Source organism: Desulfoplanes sp. PS50 (assembly GCF_053851535.1).
In genome coordinates this window covers 71,085-95,813 of sequence record NZ_JBSPZA010000011.1, presented here as the reverse complement: position 1 = coordinate 95,813, position 24,729 = coordinate 71,085, and the positions used below count along the sequence as shown (strand labels likewise).

The window sequence follows — 24,729 nt, the reverse complement described above, 5'->3', positions numbered from 1 at the left end:
CCGTTGCCGGACTTTTTGCCGAAAAACCATGTTCTTATGGAGCAACGGCTTGATGGTACGAGGCCCGCGAGGGAGTTTCAAAGCGCCCGGAATGGGGCAAGCCGGCCATGAGAACAAATCAGCCCTGATGACCACCCGAACAAGGGTTGACAACGGCCTCAAGTTAGTTACCACTAATTTTTTCCTTTCAACATACTCTTCCGATCCATCCGTTCGGGGGATAATGAGGAACCAATCATGCCGTACAAGAATAATTTGCAACGCTATCCCTCCACCATATGGCGCTCGGTACAGAACGCTCTCAACCGCATGGGCATCCATCCCCTTGTGGCCCTTGCGCTTATCATTCTCTTGATCATCTCTCCGCGCTTGGTTATCTTTGGGGCGATCATCTATGCCGTCTACTGGCTGTATCGCAACGGAGTTTTCTCGAACCGCGGTCGCAACAGCACAGGTCCTGGCACACGTGGTCGACGAGGCGGCGGGAGCGGCAAGGGCAGAAGACGACGCTAACCTTTTTGCAGTGACAATCCATGAACAACGACCACAAACACACTCTTTTCACCGCTGTCTTTGTCCTTGCCCTCTTGATCGGGGGTGGGGTTCTGCTCACCAGGTTCGAAGACCTGAAAAACACCGCTCTGATCGGCCTTCTCATTCTGGCCGGCATAGGCTGTCTGGTCCAGGGACGATCCAGACCAACCAAGAAAAAATCTTCCAACCCCGACAACCCTACCGAACCCAAAAAATTGTAATGCCGACTCCTGCAGTGTATTGATGCCGCCCATTGCAACACGCTGGTCCAAGTGGAATCCATCTACCCCGGGAGTTCTGGGACGCCGAAATATCCGGCAATGGGCCACGAATATCTTCAAGGAACACACCTGAACCGGATCTCGTGATCTCCTGCGAAAATCTGAAAGAACCGCCGGGCAATCATACTGCCTGGCGGTTCTTTGTGCTTTGAAGGGAAACTACCTGTTCATTCCATATCCAGAACCAGGGTTCCCCGTGCGTTTTCCACCAGGATGTCCTCGGCACGACGCAATTGCCCGTAGGCTGGCGGCTCGATGACCATGGGCCTGGAAAGTGCGCGGATCTCGACCTCCAGGGCCTGGGGCGGGACATGGGCCAGTTTTCCCGACCGCGAGGGCAGAATGCGGGTCTGCACCCGAACATATCCCTGATCACCAAGGGGAATGAAGAAATCCCCGGCCGGTTGAACAAGAATGCGTTCAGCCCCTTCTGGAAAGTTGATCCGAAGGGTGTTGACCAGCTCTCTGTCCATGTCACGGTACAGGGGCGTTGTCCGGGTTCGACCATCCACGCCGGATAATTCCGCAATCATCCCGGGAAGATCCAGATAGAGAAACTCTCCCTGACGGGTTCCCAGGTTTTCGACCCTGACGGCCATGGTCTCCCGGCCCGGATAGCTGGAAAAGTCCTGATCATATCCGGTCATCACCCCGTTCAGGCTGACCTGACTGGCCTGCTCCTGACGATACCTATCCGCCATTTCTGGGGACATCTCAGCGAACATCTTGTGGGAATCATCGTACATGGATCCCCTGAAAACCCGGTCTATGCTGACCAACGCATCGCCGTCGGCTTCAAGATCAAGAACGTAGTCGACTTCCATGCCGTCCCTCATGCCTGCACCGACCGTGATGGTCGTCATTTCTCCCGAGGGCAGTACCAGTCCGAGCCGACCTTCCAGGGTCGTACTCCCAAGAACCGCATATTCATCGGTATCGTTCAGATAGATGTCCCGCCCATCGACGTGCACCCGGACAAGGACCTGATCCAGCCAGTCACGGGAGACGAATACGCGCATGAAATCCTGCAGCGCACGAACCGGCGGCGCATTTCCCGCCACCACAAAAACCGGATCCAGCCCCACCGAGTCGAGCATGGTGTGCAGGACAACCGCCCGATCAGCAGAACACCCGTATCCGGCCTGCAGAACCATGTCCGCCCCAAAGGCTCGCTCAATGGGATAGATAGTGGTTTTCGGTCCCTTCAAGGCGATATTTTTGGTCACATAATCCCGGATAATACGTACCTTATCGACGTCTGCTGATGCGTGTTTGACCAGATCCCGGGCCAAGGCGGCCGCCTGTGTGCCTTCACGAGCAGCCCGTTCCAAATGGCCCCCTATCCGCCGGGCCAGATGGGGCCATGTCCCCGAGGTCAGGGCGACAAACGGTTGAAAGGCATACGCCGGAGGGAGATCATTTTCCTGTACAACCGGGGGAACCCGGTGGGCAGAAAAGGTATGGGTCACCATGCCGTCTTCTTCCGCGCGTGTCTGCTCGATAATCGACTCAGGCCCTCTGACCCACTGCCGGGACAGCCCCCATCCCTGATCAGGGGCAAGAATGCGTACCTGCATGGCCTTGGGAAGATGCACCCGAATCGTCTTGCGAACAACCGGATATTCACCCGAGATGACCTCCCTGACCGCAAAACAGTCAGCCTGCTGCACCCGTTGCTCCACAATGTAATCCACGACAGATCCGGGTTCCACGCCGGGAAGCCCTGCCACCAGCGTCTTGGCGGCAGGATACCTGGGTGCCTCGCCCACCCAGGGGGCGTCCATGCGATTGATTTCCTGAGGCTCGATGGTGGTGATCGATCCGTTTGTGCCAATGACCGTGGCATCAAGGATCTCCACCTGCTCATAGGGCGGGGTGTAGTCCACCTGGATCTCGCTGTTTTTTTTCATCCCCGCATAGGTGAGAATCTGTTGGCGCACATGATCGCGCCGCACCCAGCTCTGCTCGTCCTGAACATACACATCCACCTCGTGATCCAGAATCACGACATCGGGTTCAAACAAGCCATACCAGTCAGCAGGCTCGGACGGCTTTTGGGGCGCAGCGAACAAACACGCTGCCCGTTCTTCAACTTCCTGCCGGGACAGACTCTTTTTCAGATCAAGATATTCGTCCGGAGAATATTCCGGAAGATTGAGGGTAAACAGATAGCGGGCCTCGAGGGTCCCGTTTGCCACGCGAAAGGTACGGACGAAATCCGTTTCCCGAGACCGGGAACGCAGGGGAGCAGGCGCGCTGAGTAAAGAATCCATGCCCTCGTCCAGATCGATGCGCACGGTTTCGTCCACCCCGCAGGCGTACTTGGTAAATACGGGGAAACGCCGCTTTTCAAGCCCCATCTTGTCGATGAGCATCCTGGGCACACCCACATGGCGACCCAGAGGAGGCAGGGGAAGCATGCAGGTATCTTTCTTGCCCACCAGAGCATGGGGAATGCTGAAGCCGAGATTGACGGTCAATGTCTCGGAGGTGTCCATGATATTTTCGGGAAAAATGTCCAGAGAGGACAATTCAGCACCGGGATATCCCTTCTTGAGAACGTTTTCAAAATAGGACCGCTGCTTTTCCCTGGGGGCGCGGGCAAAAAAACCGCGATAGGCACTGTCGTTGATCCCGTTAAAATGCATCCTGGTGACCGCTTCAAGGGTTCCATTCGTATCGAGTCGGCCCGTTGTCTCGATGGTCAGCATATTGTCCCTGGCCGGAATGATCGGACTGGTCCTCAAGGGATCACCCTCGGGGCTGGCAACCAGGTAGCTGCAATTGTTCAGATAGGGGGGGAACAATTCGCGGGCGTGCTCATCCGTGGAATCCATGAGCACGATGGTTCCGTCATCCATGCGTACACAGCTGACCGCATGGTTGAAAAAGGGCTGGGGAACCTCGGGATCCTTTTTGGGACCGGACATGATCAGGACAGGATAGGCCTCGAATCCAGCCAATCGGAGCATGGCCACGAGCAGAGCAGCCTTGTCCCGGCAGACACCGGCCCGACGCTCAAAGGTCATGTCCACGGGATGGGGTTCGTAACCCGGAGCGGTCTCCTCGAGGGTCAATCCCAGATAACGGACCTTTTGGGATACCCAGGTGAAAATGGACCTGATCCGCTCCATGGGATCGTCCTGACCGCTGACAAGTTCAGCAACCTGCTCCCGCATGGGCCCGGTGACCCGGTCCAAATGGGGCTTGGAGAGCTCCCAATACCACCGGGAAATCCACTCCCAATCCGGAATGGTACTCACCAGGACCCTTTGGGCAACCGTATGGAACGAAGGCATGTCCGGCTCGGGGAAAACCTGGGGAATATGCTGCCCCTCCCAGACATGGACGATCTGATCGCCAATCCGTTGTTCACTATGGGTCAGGGTGTCTCCGACCTGATCCCTGACGGCAATGCGGGCCAATGGGAGAGAGGCAGGCCCGACCAGTGTATGGACCTTGTGGATGATGGGCGAGGTGGTTTCAAAGGGAATCAGATCACTGAAGCTGCCGGGGGTCCGAACCTTGGAAAAAATATCCTCGATGGTATAATGAACCAGATCCCCGACCTGGAGATCCGGAAGGTTCAGTTTAAGGATCTTGTCGTTGGGATTGTAGATGTTCGCATCCATCTGGCGGCGGTCGATCATCACCCGGGCGTTGGCCTCGATGTCCACAGAGACAACGGTTCCATCGGGCCGGATGATCTCGACCCCGTCGAACCATGTGGTGTTGTAGGGGATGGTGAACCATGAGGACAACGATCGCATGGACTCCACCCCTTCCTGGGTCAGAATCTTGTGAAAGGCTTCATCCCGCTGCACATAGGTTCCGTCTTCCTGATACTCGACCCGGGTATGGCTGGCGACCACAACCGTGTCTGCGTCCGGATAGGCTTCGGACGTCACCGTGGCAGCCACGGAAATCGCCTCTTCCCGGTCGATGAGAACCAGAGGTTTTTTCAGCTGGGCATGGACAAATGGAACAGAGCCCACAAGCATCCAGACAAAAATGACGACACACAGACCGTGCATGGGCATAGGTCTTGTTTGCATCACGACTACACCTCCCAAGTCATTGAAGAGATCAATCTATAGGAAAACCCGTAGAAAACAGCGGATCAACGGCCCACATTGCAGGCCAGAAACGGACAAAAGGCCAAAGCCTCCCGAGTGATCCGATCCCGATTTTCACCGGTTCCGTACAGGAACAAGGGACTCTCCATAACCAACCCCTGGCCCCCGTTTTTGCGTCCTTTCACCAGAACGAGCCGGGCCGGATCACCCATCCTTCCGTGAACCGGCAGGACACGCTTGGGCCTGATGCGACTTTGCTGCATGGCCGCGAACAAACGATCCAATCCCTCGGCCAGGAACACGATATACATCCGGCCGCGGTTCTTGAGTACATGTCCGGCCGCGGCCACGAACGCCTCCAGAGAGGCAGCGACCAGAAAACGGGCCTGGTTGCGTGATTCCCGAAAACAGGCCCTGCCCCTGCCGGTCTCACGGTAGGGAGGATTGCATACCACCACGTCAGTTCGCTCCAAAGGGAGCATCCGGGGCGCATCGCACACATCCCCCCTGACGATCCCCATGCGATCCTCGAACCCCAGGGACCGCACATTGGCCAGGGCGAAACAAGCCATGTTCTCATCCCTATCCAGCCCGACAATGCGAATATTCGACGATCCGTGACGCAGCAAAAGCCCCAGCCCGACCACCCCGCACCCGGTTCCCAGATCCAGGACCCACTCGTTCTTCCTAAGACGAGCGTAACAGGCCAGCAGCAATGCGTCCACGGCAAAGCGGAACCCGGTCTCGGGCTGCATGAGCCCTCGGGGGAAAAAGTTTCTTGCCTGTTCAATGGTCATGGTCATGACTCTGCAAATGTGAGCGGCGGATGGTTTATCCTGGGAACTCCGATCAAACCGGCCCCGCATCCATCCAACTATACGGTGGCGGCTATCCTTTTCTTCGACGCACCGCCCCCAACAACATGGACGCCTCGGGCACCCTCCAGATCACGGCCAATCCCATGAACGCCATCACCCAGACAGGGATGAGCACAAAGGCGACCAGCGCATGGCCCGCCGTCAACAGGGTTCCAACCAGAATACACCCGCTGAGAAAAAGGATCTTGCCCAGGGCGGAAGAGGGATTCAGCCGATCCAGATAGGATTTGCGGCCCAGGGCCCAGATCAAAAGGATCACATTGGCCCAGGAGGCCAAGCTGGTGGCCGCAGCCAACCCCACATGATCATAGAATTGCATCAGTATCAAACCGAGAGAAATATTGAGAACCAGACACACGACAGCGATCCAGACCGGGGTCCTGGTATCCTCCAGGGCGTAAAACGCGGCCACCAGGGGACGGACGCAGGAAAAGGCGGGAAGCCCCACGGCATAGGCCTGCAAGGCCATGGCCGTCTGCTCCACAGCCGGCCCGGCAAAGGCACCGCGCTCAAACAGCAGGCTCACAATGGGTACGGCCAGGCCGGCCAGGCCGGCCGCCGCGGGCAGACTGATGAAAAGGGTCAGATTGATAGACGAAGACAACCCGCGTCCAAACCCCTTCCAATCCATCATGCCCGCCAGTCCCGACAGGGAGGGCAAGGCGGCCGTACCAATGGCCACGCCAAAAATACCCAAAGGAAACTGGACCAGCCGGTCGGCATAGTACAGATAGGAGATGCTTCCCAGGGGCAGAAACGAGGCGAGCATGGTTCCAAGCAGGATGTTGACCTGATAGACTGCCGAGCCAAAGACCGACGGGAGCATCAGCCGGCCGATCCGTTTGACTCCGGGATCCTGCAGCCGAACCGGTCCCAGCCACCTGAACCCTTTCCCCCGCAAAACCGGTTGCTGGACCAACCACTGGGCAGCTCCGGCAGCAAGCACTCCCCAGGACAGGGCATAGGGAACGGCAAAGCCCATGACCACTGCTGAAAGTGCCGCAACAATGAGTACGATATTCAGCATACACGGGGCCAGGGCCGGGGCCAGAAAATGATTCATGCCGTTGAGGATCCCCATGCACAGGGCAACGGCCGAGATAAATACAATATAGGGGAAACAGATCCGGACCAGAGTGGCTGTCGTGGCCAGCAATTCGGGAGATCGGGAAAATCCCGGGGCGACCAGCAGGGTGATGGGTTGGGCAAAAAACATGGCCAGGAGAACGATCGCTCCCAGAATGATCAGCAGCCACACCTGGACCGACCTGGCCAGGGTAAAGGCCTGCTCGTCTCCCTGGACCTGTCTGGTTCGGGTGAACACAGGCACAAAGGCCATGGTCAGGGAACCTTCGGCGAACAAACGGCGCAGCAGGTTTGGGAGCCTGAAGGCCACGAAAAAGGCATCGGCCAGGGGCCCTGCGCCCAGGGCAAAGGCCACGGTGAGATCCCTGACAAATCCCAGGATCCGGCTGAGCAGGGTCGCCCCGGCCACGACCGAGGCGTTCCGGGTGATCTGGTTGGCATGATCGGACATGAACGCGGGAACTCCAAAAAATACTGACCAGGCCTGGGCCTGTCATAAAAAAAGCCGACTCAATGCCGGCAAAGGAAAACCGGGCATCGTGTTCCAGATGCCCGGTGGTTCATGATTGAGAAAACAGATCGAATGACAGCGTTCACTGGGGCTGGACCCGGGTATCGTCCTGGAACAGGGTGGACGCGAGAGGCACCATATGTCCCTTGCCGCAGAACAGGGTTTCAGCCGAGGTGTCCACCAGGGCTCTACACAGGACATCGTCGAGATGCTCCACGCTGGTGATCTCGATGTCCTTCAAGATGGCCTCGGGAACCTCCTTGAGATCGGCCTCGTTGTCTGCCGGGATAATCACGTTCTTGATCCTTCCCCGATGGGCGGCCAGCAGTTTCTCGCGCAACCCTCCGATGGGCAGCACCCTGCCCCTCAGGGTGATTTCACCGGTCATGGCCACATCGTGTCGCACCGGAATATGCAACAACGCGGAAATCAGACTCGTGGCCAGGGTGACTCCGGCAGAAGGACCATCCTTGGGGGTGGCCCCTTCGGGTACGTGGACGTGAATATCGATTTCCTTGTAAAAATCCGAGCGCAATCCAAACATCTCTCCCCGGGAACGGATATAACTGAGTGCGGCCCGGGCACTCTCCTGCATGACATCTCCGAGTTTACCGGTGATCTCGATCTTGCCCGATCCCGGCATCAAGGCGACCTCCACCAAGAGAAGTTCACCACCGACACGGGTCCAGGCAAGTCCCGTACACACCCCGACCAGGGGGGTATCCTCGCCCACGCCGTGGTGTACCTTGGGCACACCCAGATAGGAGTGCACATTGCTCTTGGTCACTGAAACGGTTTTTTCGGCACGACTTCTGTCTTCCACGATCTTGCGGGCAATCTTCCGACAGACCGAAGCGATCTCCCGTTCGAGATTTCGGACCCCGGCCTCACGGGTGTATCGGCGAATGATCTCCTGAACAGCCCCCTTGGACATGTTCACGGAGACATCCGCCAGACCGTTGGCCTCGAGCTGCTTGGACAACAGAAAATCCATGGCAATGCAGGTTTTCTCCGTTTCCAGATATCCGGGGATCTCGATGATCTCCATCCGATCCTGCAGGGGACCGGGAATCGAGGACAGGGTGTTGGCCGTGGTGATAAAGAAAATCCTGGACAGATCATAGTCGAGATCCAGGTAATGGTCGTTAAAGGCGTAATTCTGTTCCGGATCGAGGACTTCGAGCAGGGCGGCCGAGGGATCCCCTCTGAAATCCGTGCTCATCTTGTCCACCTCGTCCAGGCAGAAGACCGGATTGTTGGAGGAAATCCGCTTCAGGGACTGGAGGATCTTTCCGGGTAGGGCACCCACATAGGTTCGGCGGTGGCCCCGGATCTCGGCCTCGTCCCGCACACCTCCCAGGGAAAGACGAACAAATTCACGGCCCATGGCACGGGCAATGGATTTGGACAGGGAGGTCTTCCCGACCCCGGGAGGACCGACCAGACAGAGAATCGGCCCCTTGATCCTGTCCACCAGGGCCTGGACGGCCAGATACTCGAGGATACGCTCCTTGGGTTTCTTGAGGCCGTAATGGTCTTCGTCCAGAATCTTCTGCGCCTCATGGATGTCGATCTCACTCTCCTCTAGTCGATTCCAGGGCAGACTCAAGATCCAGTCCACATAATTTCTGATCACCCCGTGTTCCGCCGAGGAAGGCGGAATACGACGCAGCTTCTTGATCTCTTCCCTGCCCCGTTCACGGGCCGTCTCGGGCATGTCCATGGACTCGAGTTGTTCTTCCAGCTCCTTGAGCTCCATCTGGGGATCATGGTCGTGCCCCATCTCCTTGTGGATGGCCTTGAGCTGTTCACCCAGATAGTATTCCTTCTGGTTGTGCTCCATCTGCTTCTTGACCCGGGTCTTGATCTTGCGCTCCAGACCATAGACCTCGATCTCTTCCTGCAAAAAGGAGTAGACCTTTTCCAACCGTTCCACAGGATGGAGTTCCTCGAGGACGGCCTGCTTCTTCTGAAAATCCAGACGCAGGTGAGGCATCACCGAATCAGCCAGTCGCCCGGAATAATTGAGGGTGGAAATGGCCAGAATACTTTCCTTGGCCAGTTTCTGGTTGATTCTGGCGTACTCCTTGAGAGCATCCTGGGTTGCACGTACCAGGGCCTCGGATTCTGGAGTGCGCGTATCCACCTCGGGCAGGGCCGATACTTCGACCAGGGGAACCGAATTGCCCATGTCGTCGATCTCATCAATCCGAGCCCGGTACAACCCCTCGAAAAGAACCTTGATCGTTCCGTCGGGTAGTTTGAGCATCTGCAGGATTTTGCTCACCGTACCGACATCGTAGAGATCATCCGGAGAAGGATCTTCTATATTGGCATCCCGCTGGGCAACAAGAAAAATCTCCTTGCCGTGCTCTTCAAGGGCCGTTTCAATGGCTCTGATCGAGGCTTTGCGGCCGACAAACAGAGGAATGATCGCCCGGGGAAACATGACCACCTCCCGCAACGACATGAGAGGAAACTGCCGAACGGGAGCATCATCTTCCGGCTGTGAGGGAGTATATAATGTGGACATATGCCTCTTGGATGTGAGTTTTAGGTTTCACGTTTCAGGTTTTAGGTGGCACCGGCTTCGCCATCACCAAACGCCACGTCAAGCAAAGGAATTCAGCTGGGGTTTGACACGGCGCTGCCTGGCACCTGCAACCTGCAATCTAAAACCGTGGTTACGCTGTTTGAGCCTGCTTTTCATAGAGAATGATCGGCTCAACCCCGTTTTCAACCACGGATCTGTTGATCAGACACTCCTTGGCTCCCTCCAGGGAGGGGATGGAGTACATGACCCCGAGCATGATCGACTCAAGAACATTGCGCAGGCCACGGGCACCGGTCTTGCGCTGGATGGATTTGGCGGCAATGGCCTTCAGGGCGTTCTGGGTAAAAGAGAGTTTGACCCCGTCGAGATCGAGCATCTTTTGATACTGCTTGACCAGGGCGTTTTTGGGCTCTGTCAGGATTCTGACGAGATCGGACTCGTCGAGCTCCTCGAGAGAGGTGATGATCGGAATCCGCCCCACGAATTCGGGAATGATCCCGAACTTGATCAGGTCATCGGGATGGATGTCCTTGAGCAACTCCGCGGCCTTTTTCTTGACCCCGACGCCCTGGGCGCCAAAACCCATCACGCTGCCCTGCTGGCGCTGCTGAACGATATTTTCGAGATTGATGAACGCACCGCCAAGGATGAACAGGATATTGCTTGTATCCAGACGAATGAACTCCTGCTGGGGGTGCTTGCGACCTCCCTTGGGCGGAATATTGGCGACCGTTCCCTCAATGATCTTGAGCAGGGCCTGCTGGACTCCCTCCCCGGATACATCCCGGGTGATGGAGGTGCTTTCGGATTTTCTGGCGATCTTGTCGATCTCATCCACATAGATGATTCCCCGGGAAGCTGCCTCGAGATCGTAATCCGCATTCTGGACCAGCTGAACCAGAATGTTTTCCACGTCCTCGCCCACATACCCGGCCTCGGTCAGGGTGGTGGCATCGGCAATGGCAAAGGGAACATTCAGAATCTTGGCCAATGTCTGGGCCAGCAGGGTCTTGCCGCTTCCCGTGGGCCCGACGAGCAGAATATTGCTCTTGTCCAGTTCCACATCGCTGTTGGCATCCCCGAGATAATTGATGCGTTTGTAATGGTTGTAGACCGCCACGGAGAGAATCTTCTTGGCCATCTCCTGTCCGATGACATAGTCGTTCAGATCCTCGTGGATCTGGTCGGGCCGGGGGATCTCGCCGGTTAAAAATTCATCTTTAGCGGGGTTGTCCTGCATGATGATCTCCTCACACAGGGCGACACATTCGTTACAGATATACACGTCCGGGCCGGCAATAAGCCGGGTGACATCAGCCTGGGGCTTACCGCAGAATGAACAACACAATTCTCCGGATTTATTCGTCCTTTTAGCCATAACTCTCCTCTATTCCTTGACGTTCATCTCGCTTCTGCTCGCCAGGACTTCGTCGATGAGGCCATAGGCGACGGCCTCTTTGGAACTCATGAAATAATCTCTGTCAGTATCGTTTTCCAGCTTGGTCAGATCGGCCCCGGTATGCTTGGACAGAATCTGGTTCAACGTGGCCTTTAACCGGATAATTTCTTTGGCCTGGATGTCAATGTCCGTGGCCTGCCCCTGAAACCCGCCCATGGGCTGATGGATGAGAATCCTGCTATGGGGTAAAGCATATCGCATGCCAGCCTCACCGCCGGCCAGAAGAACCGCCCCCATGCTGGCGGCCTGTCCCAGACACAACGTGGCCACAGGGGCAGAAATGTACTGCATGGTATCATAGATGGCCAATCCGGCGGTTACAGATCCTCCAGGCGAATTGATATACATATTGATCTGCTTTTCAGAATTTTCCGATTCCAAAAACAAGAGCTGAGCGCAGATGAGGTTGGCGATATTGTCATCGATGGGGGTTCCCAGAAGGATGATCCTGTCCCGGAGCAACCGGGAATAAATGTCATAGGCCCTTTCACCGCGGCCCGATGTTTCGATGACTATGGGTACATTGTTGGTGACCATGCGTTCCTCCGTTATGATGGATGTGGTCTGCTCGTTCGCTATGAAGTACACGTGAAACCGGGTACTGCAAACAACGTGAAAAAAGGAATGAGGGAATAGTGACAATCGGAAGGATGGTTTGCAGACCATTTCCAACCGACTGAGATTATTGTAGGAAATAAGCCGAACCGTAATGCGTAAAAATTGTGGTGCTCACTGATTGCCAGAGAGTCTCATCATGATGAAGCCTTTTGCATATGAATACAGCAAAGGGCCGGGGAGAACAAGAACCGTGCAGGGAGGAAAAATAAAAGACCGGGGAGATGTTTCCTTCCCCCCGGTCTGAACGTTGCTGAACAACGGGAGTCTTACGCGTCGCCCTGGTCGGCAGCTTCTTCAGCGGGTTCCGAAGCGGGGACCATGGTCACTTCAGCATTGTCGTAGATCAGGTCCATGGCCTTGTCCTGAAGAACCCGGTCACGCAGGGGAACCATCAGGTTGTTCTGCTCATAGTAATCCTTGAGGGCGTTGAAATCCTGGCCGGTCTGCATGGCCATCTTCTGAAGCATGAAGTCGACTTCCTGAGGCTGAACCTTGATTTCCTCTTCCTCGGCCACGGCCATGAGAAAAATCTCGGACTTGACAATATCCTCGGCCTCCTCACGGAACTGCTCACGCAGCTCTTCGGGGGTCTTGCCGAGGGATTCGAGACTCTTGCCCCGCTGCTCGGTCCGCTGGCGCAAGGTGTCCACCTTCTGATCGATGTGGGCTTCTACAAGCACAGGCGGGAGATCAAACTCCACCTGATCCTTGAGCTCGTCGAGGAGCTTTTTCTGGGCCTCACTCTTGTGCAGATCCTTGCGGGATCTCTCATAGGAGGTGGTGATCATGTTCCGGAGATCTTCCATGGTCGAGCATCCACCGGCATGGTTGGCAAAATCATCGTTGAGCTCGGGGAGCTTCTTTAGCTTGATCGCATGCACGGTGACCTTCATCTCTATTTCCTGACCGGCAAGATCCTCGTTCAGGAAGTCTTCGGGAAAGACCACCATGCCGGAACCCTCTTCCCCCGCCTTGAGCTTTTTGACGATGGATTCAAAGCTTTCCAGGGCACTGCCTTCGCCGACCCTGAGTTCAAAGCTTTCAGCCTTGACAGACTCGATGGGCTCACCGTCCTTGTATCCCTGGAAGTCGATCATGGCCACATCACCATCCTGGACGGTCCGATGCTCTTCCACTCGGGAGAGTGTGGCGGAATTTTCGCGCATACGCTCCAGGACCTGATCCACCTCTTCGGGCTTGATGACCACTTCTTCCTCTTCAACGGCCAACCCCTTGTAATCGGGCAGATCAAAGGAAGGTACGACCTCGAAGGAGAAGGAATATTCGTAGGGTTTCCCCTTTTCCAGGAGCTCCTCACCCTTGGGATTCATGTCCAAACGCCCCAGGGGAGTGACTTCCATCTCGGTTAGGATGGTATTGATATGATAGTTGAGCAGATCCTGGGTGGCCTCGCTGTAGAGCTTCTCGCCGAAACGACCTTCGATGATATTCGCAGGCACCTTGCCCTTTCTGAATCCCTTGATCTCGACATCCCGACGGTACAGGGCGATAGTCGCCTGGATGGAGGCATTGACCTCTTCCTCGGGAACCACGACATTGACGGTTCGCTTGACCGGGGTAACTTCTTCGACAGTGTATTCCATGAAAAACATTTCCTCCTTATATACGCAACGACCAGGGCATCAGCCCCGGCCTGCAGGGTGTCCGTATTGGTGCGAGAGGAGAGACTCGAACTCTCACGGTCGCCCGCTGGCTCCTAAGGCCAGTGCGTCTACCAATTCCGCCACTCTCGCCAAATACAAAAACGGCTTTGTAAGCATGGACCCGTTGGGTGTCAACATGTGAAACATGACGCGAGCGGGGCCAGATGATTGGTCGGTCCGTCCCCCTTGCCCAGATCGAAATCCGTATCCAGGGCTGCGATCAAATACTCCTGACCCAGGGTGACAGCCTGTTCGAGATGTTGTCCTCGAGCGAGGTGGGCGGCAATGGCTGCCGAGAGCGTACACCCCGTGCCATGGGCGTTGTGCGTGTCGATCCTTTTGTGCTCGAGCCCGATGGGCTCCATCCCCGGCATACCCAGCCAGTCGACCATGATATCCCCTTGAAAATGCCCTCCCTTGAGAAGAACGGCATTCGCCCCCATGTCCAGAAGTTTTTCAATGGCCACGGCAATATCTTTTCTGGAAGATAGACGCATCCCGGTCAATGTCTCCGCCTCGGGACGGTTGGGGGTGAGCAGCGCGGCCAGGGGAAGAATATGCGTCTTCAGGGCGTCGATGGCGTCTTCTTCAAGCAGGGGATGTCCGCTCTGACTGACACAGACCGGATCGACCACCAGGGGAAAATCCACCGTCGCAAGAAGGGGAGCCACAGCCTCGATAATCGGAGCGGAAAAAAGCATCCCGGTCTTGGCCGCCTTGATCGGAAAATCATCGAGGACCACGGTCAACTGGCTGGCTACAAATTCCGGCGAGGCCGGTTCGATTCCGTACACTCCCGTGGTATTCTGGGCGGTCAGGGCGGTTATCACCGAGAGTCCATAGGTCCCGAGCACGGTCATGGTCTTCAGATCCGCCTGAATCCCCGCCCCGCCGCCGGAATCGGAACCGGCAATGGTCAGTACGCAGGGCGGAACGTAGGTTGGCTGGGACATGGGATGCTCCTGAAAAAAAATAGAGATTAAAAAAGAGTAACTATTCAGGTCAAAATTTATCAGGCGCAACAGACTGCAATGTAATGTTAAATTTGAGTGCCAGCCCGTAAATTTTAGAGATTTAAGGATTTCAGAAATTTTAGAAATTAAGGACCTGCGCGCTAACCGCCTGTAATTTCTTAAATCTCTTAAATTTCTGAAATTTACAATTCTGATTCCCGGGAAATGCACCTGAATAGTTACAAAAAAGATAGGGTGCAATTCCGTAGGGACAATTCATGAATCGCCCGTTTTTTGTGTCCTCAAGGAGGGGACGTACAAACAATCCGTACCGTAAAATATCCTTCATATGGCCGCATCGAGCAGCATATTGTCCCGATGAATGGTCTCGGGATAGGATGCGTGTCCCAGAATGGCCTCGATCTCAGAGGTGTTACGCCCCTTGATCAATGCGAGTTCTTCGGCCGTGTAATTGGTCACCCCGACTCCAATGGACCGTCCGGACTGATCCTCTATCCGGACCATGTCCCCCATGCCGAAATCGCCACGGACCTCGGTTATGCCGGCCGGAAGCAGGCTCTTGCCGTGGTCTGTCAGGGCGAGGACTGCCCCCTGATCAATGACAATGGTACCGGCTGGATCGAGATTGTAGGCCATCCAGAATTTTTTCCTGGAGATGCACCTGGCCTCGGGCATAATCCAGGTGCCCAGCTCTTCACCGGAAAAAACCTTTTCCAGTCCGAAACGGGTCCTGCCGGACAAAATCAGGGTTGGAACCCCGATCTGGGCCGCCCGCCTGGCAGAAAGAAGCTTGCTGTACATCCCGCCGGTGCCGCTTCCGGTCTTGCCCCGACAGATATCCTCGAGGGGGAGTGAACCGATATCCTCGATATAGGGCAGAAAAGAGGCATCGGCATTTTCAAGGGGATTGTCCGTGAACACCCCGTCGGCCGAGGTCAGATTGATGAACAAATCCGCCTCCACGGCATTGAGAATCAGGGCGGCCAGGGCATCGTTATCCCCGAACTTGAGTTCCTGAACCGCAACGGTGTCGTTTTCATTGATAATGGGGATGACCCGCCACCCAAGAAGCATGGACAGGGTATTCCGGGCATTGAGAAACCGTTCCCGATCCTGGAGATCGGCCCGGGTGAGCAAAACCTGTGCGGTCACGGTATCGTATCGGGCAAAGGCCTCGTCGTAAAAATGCATCAACCGGCTCTGCCCGATTGCCGAGGTGGCCTGCTTATAGGCCAGATCCCGACGCGCATGACAGGACCCCATCACCCTGCATCCGGCCGCCACAGCCCCCGAGGAAACGAGCACGAAATCGATTCCCCGATCGTGGAGTCCGGCGATCTGATCGGCCAGACGATTGACCACCCGAAGGTCCAGCCCGTTTTTTCCGGTCAGGACCGCGCTGCCCACCTTGATCACGACCCGCCTGGCCTGGGCAAAGACATCCTGACGTGTCCTGCTGCACATCTCATATTCGGATCGGGACATACCGGGTCACCCTTTTATGGTTTCCATTTCTTGCCACATGGCGGACAACACAGCTTCCACCCCTTGCCCGTGCAGGGCGGAGATGAAAAAGAGATCCCTGCCATCATCGCGGGCCCGCTGCGCAAGGGCCTCGACCTCGTCCTCGGTAAGCAGATCGACCTTGTTGACCACGAGAAGCTGCTTTTTGGTCGTCAGCGAGGTCTTGTACTTACCAAGTTCCTCATTGATCATCTCGAACCCGGCCCAGGGATCTTCCTGAGAGATATCCTCGGCGCTCAAAATATGGACCAGAAACCGGGAACGTTCCACATGCTTCAAAAAAGTATGCCCCAATCCCTGCCCGGAATGGGCCCCCTGGATCAAACCGGGGATATCGGCCACGACCATGCGCCGGCCATCGTCACCCACGACCACACCGAGATTGGGGTTGAGGGTCGTAAATGGATACGGGGCGACCTTGGGGCGGGCCGCAGAGATCGTGGAGATAAAGGTTGACTTCCCGGCATTGGGCAGTCCCAGCAGTCCCACATCGGCCAGAAACTTGAGTTCCAGCCGGACGCGAATCTCCTGGGCCGGTTCACCGGGCTGGGCAAAACGGGGGGCTCGCATGGTCGAAGACTTGAAGTGGGTATTCCCCTTGCCGCCGCGACCACCCTCCACCAGAACGACCTCCTGGCCTTCGTGGACCAGATCGGCGATCAACGACTCGCCGCCATCCTCTTCAAGCTGGTAGATCAGGGTTCCGGCGGGAACGTCCACGACCATGTCCTGTCCGGCCCGACCGTAACACATCCGGCCTTGACCGGGCTGACCGTTTTCCGCCTCGTAGACCCGCTTGTGCCTGAAATCGTACAGACTGAGCAGTTTTTCACGGGCCCTGAAGATCACGTCACCGCCTTTTCCCCCGTCACCACCGTCCGGTCCTCCCTTGGGAATATACTTTTCCCGACGAAAAGACGCGCAACCGGCACCGCCTTTTCCCGAACGAACGAGAATCTCGGCTTCATCCACAAATCTCATGATTTTTTCATCCTGTTGTCCCTGACCGGTTTCGCGTCAGAAACCTTCTTGAACTTTTTTTGATGGGCACGCAGGCCCATAGGGGCAGAGCATGAACGCCCTTGCCTGACTCGGTGTGAAAAAAACAGAGCCCATGATGCCTGAAAAACGATCGAAACGGCAACAACGTCTTGCTGCCATTCTGGAAGCAAAAAGACCGCTCAAAGGGAAAGCCCTTGGAGCGGTCTTGGAACAATCGACGAAAAATAATGAAACTAGGCCGACGCGGGCACAATATGCACCCTGTTCTTGACCTTTTTGTTGCGACGGTACTTTTCATACTCGACCACCCCGTCACACAGAGCGAACAAGGTAAAATCCTTGCCCATGCCGACGTTCTTACCGGGATGAACCTTGGTACCCAGCTGACGAATCAGAATATTTCCCGCCAGAACCTGCTGTCCGCCAAACTTTTTGACGCCCCGTCTCTGACCGGCACTATCGCGACCGTTCCGGGAGCTACCGCCTGCTTTCTTATGTGCCATGGTGCCGCCCTCCTATGCCTGAATCGCCGTCACTTTGAGTGTTGTAAAATCCTGACGATGGCCCTGCTTCTTTCTGTAATCCTTGCGCCGCTTCTTCTTGAAGATGATGATCTTCTTGTCCCTGCCATGGTCGACCACTTCGCAGGTCACCTTGGCACCTTCGACATAAGGAGATCCGATCTTGCAATCCTCACCTTCACCGGCCATCAATACCTTATCCAAAGAGAGCTCGGAACCGGCCTCGACATCCAGCTTGGATACCTTGACGGTGAGTCCCTCTTGTACTCGAAACTGTTTTCCACCTGTCTCAACTATAGCGAACATTTTTCGTTACCTCCAAAGAATGAAACGTGGCTACTAGTCCTTTTTTCCGCTCCCCGTCAAGGACTTTTTCATCCCTGTACAGAACAAATCCGGTTGTGTTTCACTATCGAACACCTCCATCCAGCCCTCTTGCGTTTTCCCGACAACCTAGGCCCGGGCAACAACCAGAACATCGACGCGACGGGCTCCGCCCCGGCGCAAGGCCCGCGCACAGGTCGCCACAGTCGATCCCGTGGTCATGACATCGTCCACAAGGAGGACATGTTTTCCTGTAAGCCCATCACCCCTGACCGCAAAGGCATCTTTGAGATTGCTGTGCCGCGCTTTTTTCTCCAATCCGCGCTGGGCCCTGGTATTGCGTGTCCTTATACACGAGCGGGCGTCCAGGTCGGCCGCCAGAATCGGAACAAGCCGTCGGGCCATCTCCTGACTCTGGTTGAATCCGCGTTCCTGCAACCGTTTGACATGCAGGGGAACGGGCACGATCACATCCGCCGGCTGCATCTCATGGACGGCAAATCCCTGTTCAAGCATCTTTACGAGAAGGGTGACCAGAGGCAATCGCGCCTTGAACTTGAAATCGGTGAGCACTGTTCTGAGCAGACCGGAATAGGAACTGAAAAACCCCACAGAGGTCCACGGCCGGGGCGAGTGTCTGCATGCTGAGCACACATAGACATCGTCGCTCTCAGATCCATAGCAGATCCCGCATTGGGGACAATACCCTCCGGTTCGGGGATAAAGCTCTGCCCGACAGGTCGGGCACAATTCCGGAAACAGGGAGTCAGATTGTGTAATCCGCTTCCCGCAGATCAGGCACCTGCGCCCCGCTGTCAGGGAGATGCGCTGAAAAACAGCCTGCATTCGGTCGAACAATCCGTTTGTCATCCCGTCCCTGTCACTCGTGAACATTTTTCCACGCCTCGCGGCCACGAAGGCGCATCCTATCCAGGGCATCCCTGTCGGCCGCAAAATCACCGGGACCGTCCATGGCCCGGAACAAAGCGGGATCGTGCAGAGAAAATCGGAACACATCCAAAAAATATTTCAAGGTCAGCAGACTCCCGTCAAAGAGCCGCTCTCCCCGGGGACGGCCGGCGCATAGAGAAACATAGGCCCTGCGCCTGGGAAGATCGACCAGCGTTTTGTCCTGATGCACCGAGCGAAAATAATAACTCTGGGCCCGATCAATAAGCCCCTTGAACAGAGCCGGCAAATGATAAAAATAGACAGGTGAGGCAAAAAAAACAAAGGGAGACTGCAACAGGGCGGCAAACAGGGATTCCACGTCGTCTTTAGTGGCCAGAATGCACGTACCGGATGGATCACAGAGGGAGCACCCCTTGCAGGGGATAATGATCTTGTCGCGAAGATACACGATCTCGCTTGTTCCTCCGGCATCCTCGATGCCCTGGGCAAAGGCACGGGTCGAGGTATCGGAGTTGCCTCCACCTCGGGGACTGCAGGCGAAAAGCATGGCAGGTCCGGTCATCACTCCCTGATCAGTCCCGACCTCAGACACGCCCATCACCACACTCGTCTTTTTTGAAAAACAGGGCCCGGACGAATCCGTCCTCTTCCCGGGTACGCATTCCCCAATCACCCAAATGGTCCAGGGCGTTGTGCAGCTGGGCCAGCGCCTGTTCCTGGACCAGGGCCTCCACGGCCTGTCCCTGATTGAACTGGAGATAAAGACCTACCTCCTGCCCGACCCCTCAGCACCTGCTGCGAAGATCCAGGACGATCTTTCTGGACATAGTCTCCTCGTATCGCTCTATATCAGCTGAAAATCGCTGAAAAAAGGGTTGTTCTTTCGGGCATCGCCCACATCGGTTTCCGGACCATGCCCCGGGTAGATGACTGTATCCTCCGGCAGAACGAGAATCTTTGCATAGGCCGACTCCTTGAGGACATTTTCGTCCCCGCCGGGAAAATCAGTCCGCCCCACGGACCTGTAAAAAATGAGATCCCCGCAAAAAACCGCGCCCAGACTCGGAAAATAAAATGACAAACTTCCAGGACTATGCCCCGGTGTGGCCAGAACATGACAGGTTTCGCCCAGAAACGTATGGGTGCCCGGTGCAAGGGGGGTGAACGAGAAGGACGGGGTTTTGGGAAAGCCCATGAATCCCCCGCCTCCGAGTTCGCTTTGGAGCAGATCCTTGTCAGGTTCTCCGGCAAGAATCTCCACGCCGGTTGCATCCTTGAGAGCCCCATTGCCCCCGATATGGTCGAAATGAAGGTGCGTGTTCAGGATGTGAGTCAGTTCAAGTCCCTGGTCCTTCATGAAGGCAAGCACGCTCGCGGGGTCGCCTCCCGGATCGATGACCAGGGCCTGGTTGGCATCGTTGTACACCAGGTAACAATTGGTTTCCAAGGGACCAAGCTGAAAAATTTGTACGTAAAGCACACAACCTCGCAGGGGTTGGAGGATGAAAAGGGATATACCGGATCCACGGCTATCATCGCCATCGCGACAACAATCAGAATGTATACCCGATATCCGACCAGTAGGAAAGAGGCTGTCATGCGGTAAAAAATCATAAGGGCTGGACAAAGGCGAAGGCCTGGGGCAAAAACGGAGCCGGTTTGTCAAATTTCATCCCTCTTTCACCTGTCTCCTTTATCCTCTCCGACTATGCATCTGCCGACCATCTCCTTTCCCAGAGATCCATCGACCCTGACAGGCAAAGACCTCATCGTCTACGAGCCTCAGCTGGGAGCCTGCTTTGGGCAGTGTTTCACTTTCAAGACCCATGCGCTCCGCTTCCCCACGTCCATCCCCAACCCCATGATCCCCACCGATGGCAGCACCACCCTGCTGGCATTCATGGAAAAGGACCTGGTACACATCCCCCTGCAATCCGGCGAAAAACTTCTGGGCATCTTTGTGGCCAGAGGGATCGATACAAAGGCATTGACACCCATTCTGGGCACCCTTCCCAGCATAGCCGCCCTGGCCCTTGATACGGTCTGCCTCTACCGTGCAGCCATCACCGATCCGCTCACCGGTCTGCACAACCATTATTTTCTCCAGTCCCTTTTGGAAACCGAAATCACCAATGTTCTCGCATCCATCATGCCGGGTCCCGATTCCAGTGCCGACACAGGCTACCGGGGATGCTTCGGGCTTATCCACCTGGATATGGACCGGTTCACCTCGATCAACTCCCGGTTCGGGCATTGTTTCGGAGACACCCTCCTCGTCGATGTCGGCAAGGTTATTCAAGCGACCTGCCCGAGCCATGCCCACGCCTGCCGAACTGCAGGGGCGGCCTTTATCGTTTTCTGGCCCCAGGGAACACCCAGCAGATGCAGGGATCTGGCCTGCAAGCTGACCGAGGCGATCGCTGCTCTTCCCGTGGAAAGCCCTATTTCCCGCGAATCCATCACCCTGACCGCCAGTGCGGGCTATGCCAACTACCCGGCGGATATGCTGGGCAACCAATTCAGACGGGCTCCCGAAGAACAGGCCCGGATCATCATGGAGAAAGCCCACAAGGCGGCCCTGTCAGCCAAGACCGCGGGCGGCGATCGGGCTTTCTCGTACAGGGATATTCTCAAGCAGGGGGCAAAGGTTCTTGAGACACTCCCCCTCAACCGGGTCCTGATCAATGCGGGGAACAATCTCGATCTTACCGAAGGGATGCGATTTCTCGTCTGGCCGGGGACAATAGCCGGCAACGTCGGTGAGGCCCGACATCAGGACGCCCTGTATCCGGACATGTACAAGGGGGAAATCCTTGTTCAGGAAGTCCGGGAACAGACCAGCGTGGGCGAGATCCTGTTTTTGAACGATCCGTCCTGGTCTCCCCATGCCGGAGACAGACTCACCCTGGCCGAACATCAGGACTCTCCCGGCCTGTGCAGCGAACAATCCGGTGAAACCCAGAAAGGACACAAAGAACAGGGTATCCACGGTCTCAGGGAATTCATTCTGACCTGGACACGGATGCGTGCGGCGACCTCGGCCTTTGTGCTCGCTCTTTTTCGGATGATACCACCAAGCGGTTCCCACACACACCATGATACCGCATCCGACCAGCGGTTCGAGAATCTGTACACGTCCATGAGAAAGGTTTTTGGTGACTGTCTGGTGGGTCGCTACAGTGCCCACACCCTGATCTGCTGGCTTCCGGATCAAGATGCTGATACCGCCCTTGCCAGGGGGCAGGAATTGTGCAGCGCATTCGGACAGGAGGCAGGGGGTGATCTGCGCATCGGTATGGCCGGATATCCTTTTTTCCATTGCGCCAAATCCGAAATCCTGGACAATAGCCGCAAGGCCCTGGACCACGCCCTTTTGCTGCCGGCTCCGGGCGCTGTCCTGTTCGACTCCATCTCCCTGACCATCAGCGCGGACCGGATGTTCACCAAAGGCGATTTCTATGCGGCCCTGGAAGAATACCAGCGGGCTCTGGGGATTGACCCGGACAATCTGCTCGCACGCAATTCCCTGGGCATCTGCTATGCCCGTCTGGGACGGATGGAGGATGCCAAAAAACATTTCAGGACCGTGGTGGATCAGGGCGGGGAGGATCTCATGCCCTGGTACAATTTCGCATGCGCCTGCTTCAAGACCGATGAACGTGACGTGGCCCGCGAGGCCTTTATCAAATGTCTCTCACTTGACCCCAAACATGTGTACTCGCTGATCCGACTGGGGCAATTGGCGGAAAAAAACGGGGATCTCGAGGAGGCAGAAGAGCGCTACCTGGAAGCCGGAAACACCGATAAAGGCCAGGGCATGGCCGCACGCCACCTGGCCAAATTGGCCATGGACAGGGAGGAACAGGACAAGGCCCGGGAATTTCTGCATCAGGCTCTGGTTTTTGATCCCAATGACGCCTTTGCCCTGAACATGCTGGCCAAACTTTATCTGGACCGGGGCGAAGACCCGGAAATCGCCGAAGACCTGGCCCGACAGAGTGTCCACCTGCGCCCGGACATCCCGGCCCTGTGGATCGAGGTGGCCCGCGCCCTGGAAACCCTGGGCAAAACGGACGAAGCCAGAACCGCCCAGCTGCGCAGCCAGTCCGGGGCCTGATACCGACAACAACGGATTTGTCCACAAAAAAACATTGACTTCTGTTTTCCCTTTACCTAGAAGCATTCGCACTGGACGTCGTTCCAGCGCGTTCCCCGGTGGCTCAATCGGCAGAGCGGGTGACTGTTAATCACTAGGTTGTAAGTTCAAGTCTTACCCGGGGAGCCAGAGAATAAAAAGCCTTCATGCGTCTGCATGAAGGCTTTTTTGCGTGGTCTTCATTTTCAAAGACATGTGCCCGGAAAAATGGAGAAACCACATGGACACGCCCCATCGAGGGTGTCCATGTGGTTTCTTTACCTCAAAGGCTGGTACAAATCAGCTACTGTTCCCGGCGGTCGTCCACTCTTTTGGCCTTGCCCTCGCTGCGGGGAAGGGAGTTGTGCTCCACCAGATCCACGCGGGGGGTGATCAGGATTTCATCACGCAGTTTCCGGGCAATGGACTGCTGCAAACCCTTGAGCACCCGCATATCCTCCACAAAGAACTCGTCCTTGACCTCGACCTTGATCCGCATCTGATCCAGGAAGCCTTCTCGTTCCAGGACGATGAGGTAGTTCTGACCCACTTCCGGGATATCCATGAGCACCCGTTCGATCTGCATGGGATAGATGTTCACCCCCTTGAGAATGATCATGTCGTCGGCCCGGCCGAGGATACGGTCCAGGCGGCGATGGGTCCGGCCGCACGCGCAGTCTCCGGGCAGGAACCGGGTCAGATCCTTGGTCCGGTAGCGGATAAGGGGCATGCCCTCGCGGGTCAGGGTGGTCAGGACGAGTTCACCGATCTCGCCGTCGGCCACGGGCTCGAGGGTCTCGGGATCGAGGATCTCGGCCACATAGGCGTCCTCCCAGATATGCATGCCGTTTTGCTTCATACATTCAAAGGCCACGCCCGGACCGTTCATCTCCGACAACCCATAGGAATTGTAGACCTTGATGCCATAAATTTCCTCGACCCGCTTGCGAACCGCCTCGGTATGGGGTTCCGCTCCGATGATGGCGACACGAAGATCCAGAGATTTGGGATCCATGCCCATGGCCTCGAATACCGTGGCCAGGTGCAGGGCATAGGAGGGAATGATGTGGATAACCGAGACATGAAAATCCTTGAGCAGTTTGATCTGGCGTTTGCTGTTCCCCGCCCCTGCCGGGATGGTGCAGCAACCCAGGTTCTCGGCCCCGTAGTGGATGCCAAGACCTCCGGTGAACAGGCCGTATCCGGACATGTTCTGAAAAACATCCTCGGGCCGAATACCCACACCGTACATGCACCGGGCCATGAGATCGGCCCAGGTCTGGATGTCGTTCTTCGTATAAAAAACGCAGGTGGGAGAACCCGTTGTTCCGGATGAGGCGTGCATCCTGTTCATCTGCTCAACCGACATGGCCAGCATACCGTCGGGATACTGATTTCTGAGATCGTCCTTTGTGGTGAAAGGGAGCTTGCGGATATCCTCGACCCCATTGATGTCAGCGACACGCACCCCGGCCCTGAACAATTGATCCCGATAGAACCTGGATTTGCTCGCCTGAAAGACGGTATTTTTGAGACGCACTCCCTGAAGGGCGTCAAGGGATTCCCGATCGAGTAGTTCATTTTTGTGGAACACGTCGTTGGTCATGATTCCTCGTCCTTGGGCTACAGGTCAAAATTTGAGAAATTTAAGAGATTCAAGAGACTCAAGAAATTCA

20 protein-coding genes and 2 tRNA genes are annotated in these 24,729 nt (G+C 56.1%); 4 read left to right on the top strand and 18 right to left on the bottom strand.

Annotated elements, in window-relative coordinates; all coding sequences use genetic code 11:
* The first annotated feature begins 237 nt into the window (after positions 1–237).
* A complete protein-coding gene (locus ACTVJH_RS07055) occupies positions 238–513 on the top strand; it encodes a hypothetical protein (protein ID WP_455988867.1) in 276 nt (91 codons plus the stop codon).
* A 20-nt stretch (positions 514–533) separates the two neighbouring features.
* Positions 534–755, top strand: a complete 222-nt coding sequence (locus tag ACTVJH_RS07050) for a hypothetical protein (protein ID WP_455988865.1) — start codon at positions 534–536, stop codon at positions 753–755.
* A 227-nt stretch (positions 756–982) separates the two neighbouring features.
* Here ACTVJH_RS07050 and ACTVJH_RS07045 read toward each other — a convergent pair whose 3' ends face one another.
* From ACTVJH_RS07045 to ACTVJH_RS06965, 17 genes are all read right to left on the bottom strand, one after another.
* Positions 983–4,870, bottom strand: coding sequence for a DUF3857 domain-containing protein (locus ACTVJH_RS07045; RefSeq protein WP_455988863.1), 3,888 nt, complete (start codon positions 4,868–4,870; stop codon positions 983–985).
* Between the two features lie 65 nt (positions 4,871–4,935).
* Positions 4,936–5,694, bottom strand: a complete 759-nt coding sequence (locus tag ACTVJH_RS07040) for a tRNA1(Val) (adenine(37)-N6)-methyltransferase (protein ID WP_455988861.1) — start codon at positions 5,692–5,694, stop codon at positions 4,936–4,938.
* Between the two features lie 85 nt (positions 5,695–5,779).
* Entirely contained in the window at positions 5,780–7,306 is a 1,527-nt protein-coding gene (gene murJ, locus ACTVJH_RS07035) for a murein biosynthesis integral membrane protein MurJ (RefSeq protein WP_455988859.1), read from the bottom strand.
* Between the two features lie 142 nt (positions 7,307–7,448).
* A complete protein-coding gene (gene lon, locus ACTVJH_RS07030; RefSeq protein WP_455988858.1) occupies positions 7,449–9,899 on the bottom strand; it encodes an endopeptidase La in 2,451 nt (816 codons plus the stop codon).
* Between the two features lie 151 nt (positions 9,900–10,050).
* A complete protein-coding gene (gene clpX, locus ACTVJH_RS07025; protein WP_455988857.1) occupies positions 10,051–11,298 on the bottom strand; it encodes an ATP-dependent Clp protease ATP-binding subunit ClpX in 1,248 nt (415 codons plus the stop codon).
* A 9-nt stretch (positions 11,299–11,307) separates the two neighbouring features.
* Positions 11,308–11,916: an ATP-dependent Clp endopeptidase proteolytic subunit ClpP gene (clpP, locus tag ACTVJH_RS07020; protein WP_455988856.1), complete on the bottom strand. Its 609-nt coding sequence runs from the start codon at positions 11,914–11,916 to the stop codon at positions 11,308–11,310.
* Between the two features lie 347 nt (positions 11,917–12,263).
* The gene (tig, locus tag ACTVJH_RS07015; RefSeq protein WP_455988854.1) at positions 12,264–13,601 is read right to left on the bottom strand and encodes a trigger factor; all 1,338 of its coding nucleotides are present in this window, start codon (positions 13,599–13,601) and stop codon (positions 12,264–12,266) included.
* 67 nt (positions 13,602–13,668) lie between these two features.
* Positions 13,669–13,751: transfer RNA gene (locus ACTVJH_RS07010), tRNA-Leu, on the bottom strand.
* 41 nt (positions 13,752–13,792) lie between these two features.
* On the bottom strand, positions 13,793–14,614 hold the full coding sequence (gene thiD, locus ACTVJH_RS07005; RefSeq protein WP_455988853.1) for a bifunctional hydroxymethylpyrimidine kinase/phosphomethylpyrimidine kinase: 822 nt from the start codon (positions 14,612–14,614) through the stop codon (positions 13,793–13,795).
* 345 nt (positions 14,615–14,959) lie between these two features.
* Entirely contained in the window at positions 14,960–16,120 is a 1,161-nt protein-coding gene (gene proB, locus ACTVJH_RS07000; RefSeq protein ID WP_455988852.1) for a glutamate 5-kinase, read from the bottom strand.
* A gap of 6 nt (positions 16,121–16,126) precedes the next feature.
* Positions 16,127–17,140, bottom strand: coding sequence for a GTPase ObgE (gene obgE / locus ACTVJH_RS06995; RefSeq protein ID WP_455988851.1), 1,014 nt, complete (start codon positions 17,138–17,140; stop codon positions 16,127–16,129).
* Between the two features lie 254 nt (positions 17,141–17,394).
* The gene (gene rpmA / locus ACTVJH_RS06990) at positions 17,395–17,664 is read right to left on the bottom strand and encodes a 50S ribosomal protein L27 (protein WP_455988850.1); all 270 of its coding nucleotides are present in this window, start codon (positions 17,662–17,664) and stop codon (positions 17,395–17,397) included.
* Positions 17,665–17,676: 12 nt separating this feature from the next.
* Positions 17,677–17,988 carry a 50S ribosomal protein L21 gene (rplU, locus tag ACTVJH_RS06985; RefSeq protein ID WP_455988849.1) on the bottom strand — a complete coding sequence of 104 codons (312 nt, stop codon included), beginning with the start codon at positions 17,986–17,988 and terminating at the stop codon, positions 17,677–17,679.
* A gap of 147 nt (positions 17,989–18,135) precedes the next feature.
* A complete protein-coding gene (locus ACTVJH_RS06980; protein WP_455988848.1) occupies positions 18,136–18,900 on the bottom strand; it encodes a ComF family protein in 765 nt (254 codons plus the stop codon).
* Positions 18,887–19,516: a flavodoxin family protein gene (locus ACTVJH_RS06975; protein ID WP_455988847.1), complete on the bottom strand. Its 630-nt coding sequence runs from the start codon at positions 19,514–19,516 to the stop codon at positions 18,887–18,889. The genes ACTVJH_RS06980 and ACTVJH_RS06975 overlap by 14 nt, the downstream gene beginning before the upstream one ends.
* Positions 19,503–19,652, bottom strand: coding sequence for a hypothetical protein (locus ACTVJH_RS06970; RefSeq protein WP_455988846.1), 150 nt, complete (start codon positions 19,650–19,652; stop codon positions 19,503–19,505). The genes ACTVJH_RS06975 and ACTVJH_RS06970 overlap by 14 nt, the downstream gene beginning before the upstream one ends.
* Before the next feature lie 110 nt (positions 19,653–19,762).
* Entirely contained in the window at positions 19,763–20,398 is a 636-nt protein-coding gene (locus tag ACTVJH_RS06965) for an MBL fold metallo-hydrolase (protein WP_455988845.1), read from the bottom strand.
* A 228-nt stretch (positions 20,399–20,626) separates the two neighbouring features.
* On the opposite strand from ACTVJH_RS06965, the gene ACTVJH_RS06960 reads away from it, so the two are divergent.
* Positions 20,627–23,035 carry a diguanylate cyclase domain-containing protein gene (locus ACTVJH_RS06960; protein WP_455988844.1) on the top strand — a complete coding sequence of 803 codons (2,409 nt, stop codon included), beginning with the start codon at positions 20,627–20,629 and terminating at the stop codon, positions 23,033–23,035.
* 92 nt (positions 23,036–23,127) lie between these two features.
* Positions 23,128–23,203 (top strand) — tRNA-Asn (locus ACTVJH_RS06955).
* 154 nt (positions 23,204–23,357) lie between these two features.
* Here the strand turns inward: ACTVJH_RS06955 and ACTVJH_RS06950 are convergent.
* Positions 23,358–24,659 carry a phenylacetate--CoA ligase family protein gene (locus ACTVJH_RS06950; protein WP_455988843.1) on the bottom strand — a complete coding sequence of 434 codons (1,302 nt, stop codon included), beginning with the start codon at positions 24,657–24,659 and terminating at the stop codon, positions 23,358–23,360.
* Between the last annotated feature and the right edge of the window lie 70 nt (positions 24,660–24,729).

Excerpts from the sequence above, each read along its gene's own strand:
- ACTVJH_RS07055 (WP_455988867.1), top strand. The coding sequence starts at position 238 with ATGCCGTACAAGAATAATTTGCAACGCTATCCCTCCACCATATGGCGC.
- ACTVJH_RS07050 (WP_455988865.1), top strand. The coding sequence starts at position 534 with ATGAACAACGACCACAAACACACTCTTTTCACCGCTGTCTTTGTCCTT.
- ACTVJH_RS07045 (WP_455988863.1), bottom strand. The coding sequence starts at position 4,870 with ATGCAAACAAGACCTATGCCCATGCACGGTCTGTGTGTCGTCATTTTT.
- ACTVJH_RS07040 (WP_455988861.1), bottom strand. The coding sequence starts at position 5,694 with ATGACCATGACCATTGAACAGGCAAGAAACTTTTTCCCCCGAGGGCTC.
- murJ (WP_455988859.1), bottom strand. The coding sequence starts at position 7,306 with ATGTCCGATCATGCCAACCAGATCACCCGGAACGCCTCGGTCGTGGCC.
- lon (WP_455988858.1), bottom strand. The coding sequence starts at position 9,899 with ATGTCCACATTATATACTCCCTCACAGCCGGAAGATGATGCTCCCGTT.
- clpX (WP_455988857.1), bottom strand. The coding sequence starts at position 11,298 with ATGGCTAAAAGGACGAATAAATCCGGAGAATTGTGTTGTTCATTCTGC.
- clpP (WP_455988856.1), bottom strand. The coding sequence starts at position 11,916 with ATGGTCACCAACAATGTACCCATAGTCATCGAAACATCGGGCCGCGGT.
- tig (WP_455988854.1), bottom strand. The coding sequence starts at position 13,601 with ATGGAATACACTGTCGAAGAAGTTACCCCGGTCAAGCGAACCGTCAAT.
- thiD (WP_455988853.1), bottom strand. The coding sequence starts at position 14,614 with ATGTCCCAGCCAACCTACGTTCCGCCCTGCGTACTGACCATTGCCGGT.
- proB (WP_455988852.1), bottom strand. The coding sequence starts at position 16,120 with ATGTCCCGATCCGAATATGAGATGTGCAGCAGGACACGTCAGGATGTC.
- obgE (WP_455988851.1), bottom strand. The coding sequence starts at position 17,140 with ATGAGATTTGTGGATGAAGCCGAGATTCTCGTTCGTTCGGGAAAAGGC.
- rpmA (WP_455988850.1), bottom strand. The coding sequence starts at position 17,664 with ATGGCACATAAGAAAGCAGGCGGTAGCTCCCGGAACGGTCGCGATAGT.
- rplU (WP_455988849.1), bottom strand. The coding sequence starts at position 17,988 with ATGTTCGCTATAGTTGAGACAGGTGGAAAACAGTTTCGAGTACAAGAG.
- ACTVJH_RS06980 (WP_455988848.1), bottom strand. The coding sequence starts at position 18,900 with ATGTTCACGAGTGACAGGGACGGGATGACAAACGGATTGTTCGACCGA.
- ACTVJH_RS06975 (WP_455988847.1), bottom strand. The coding sequence starts at position 19,516 with ATGGGCGTGTCTGAGGTCGGGACTGATCAGGGAGTGATGACCGGACCT.
- ACTVJH_RS06960 (WP_455988844.1), top strand. The coding sequence starts at position 20,627 with ATGCATCTGCCGACCATCTCCTTTCCCAGAGATCCATCGACCCTGACA.
- ACTVJH_RS06950 (WP_455988843.1), bottom strand. The coding sequence starts at position 24,659 with ATGACCAACGACGTGTTCCACAAAAATGAACTACTCGATCGGGAATCC.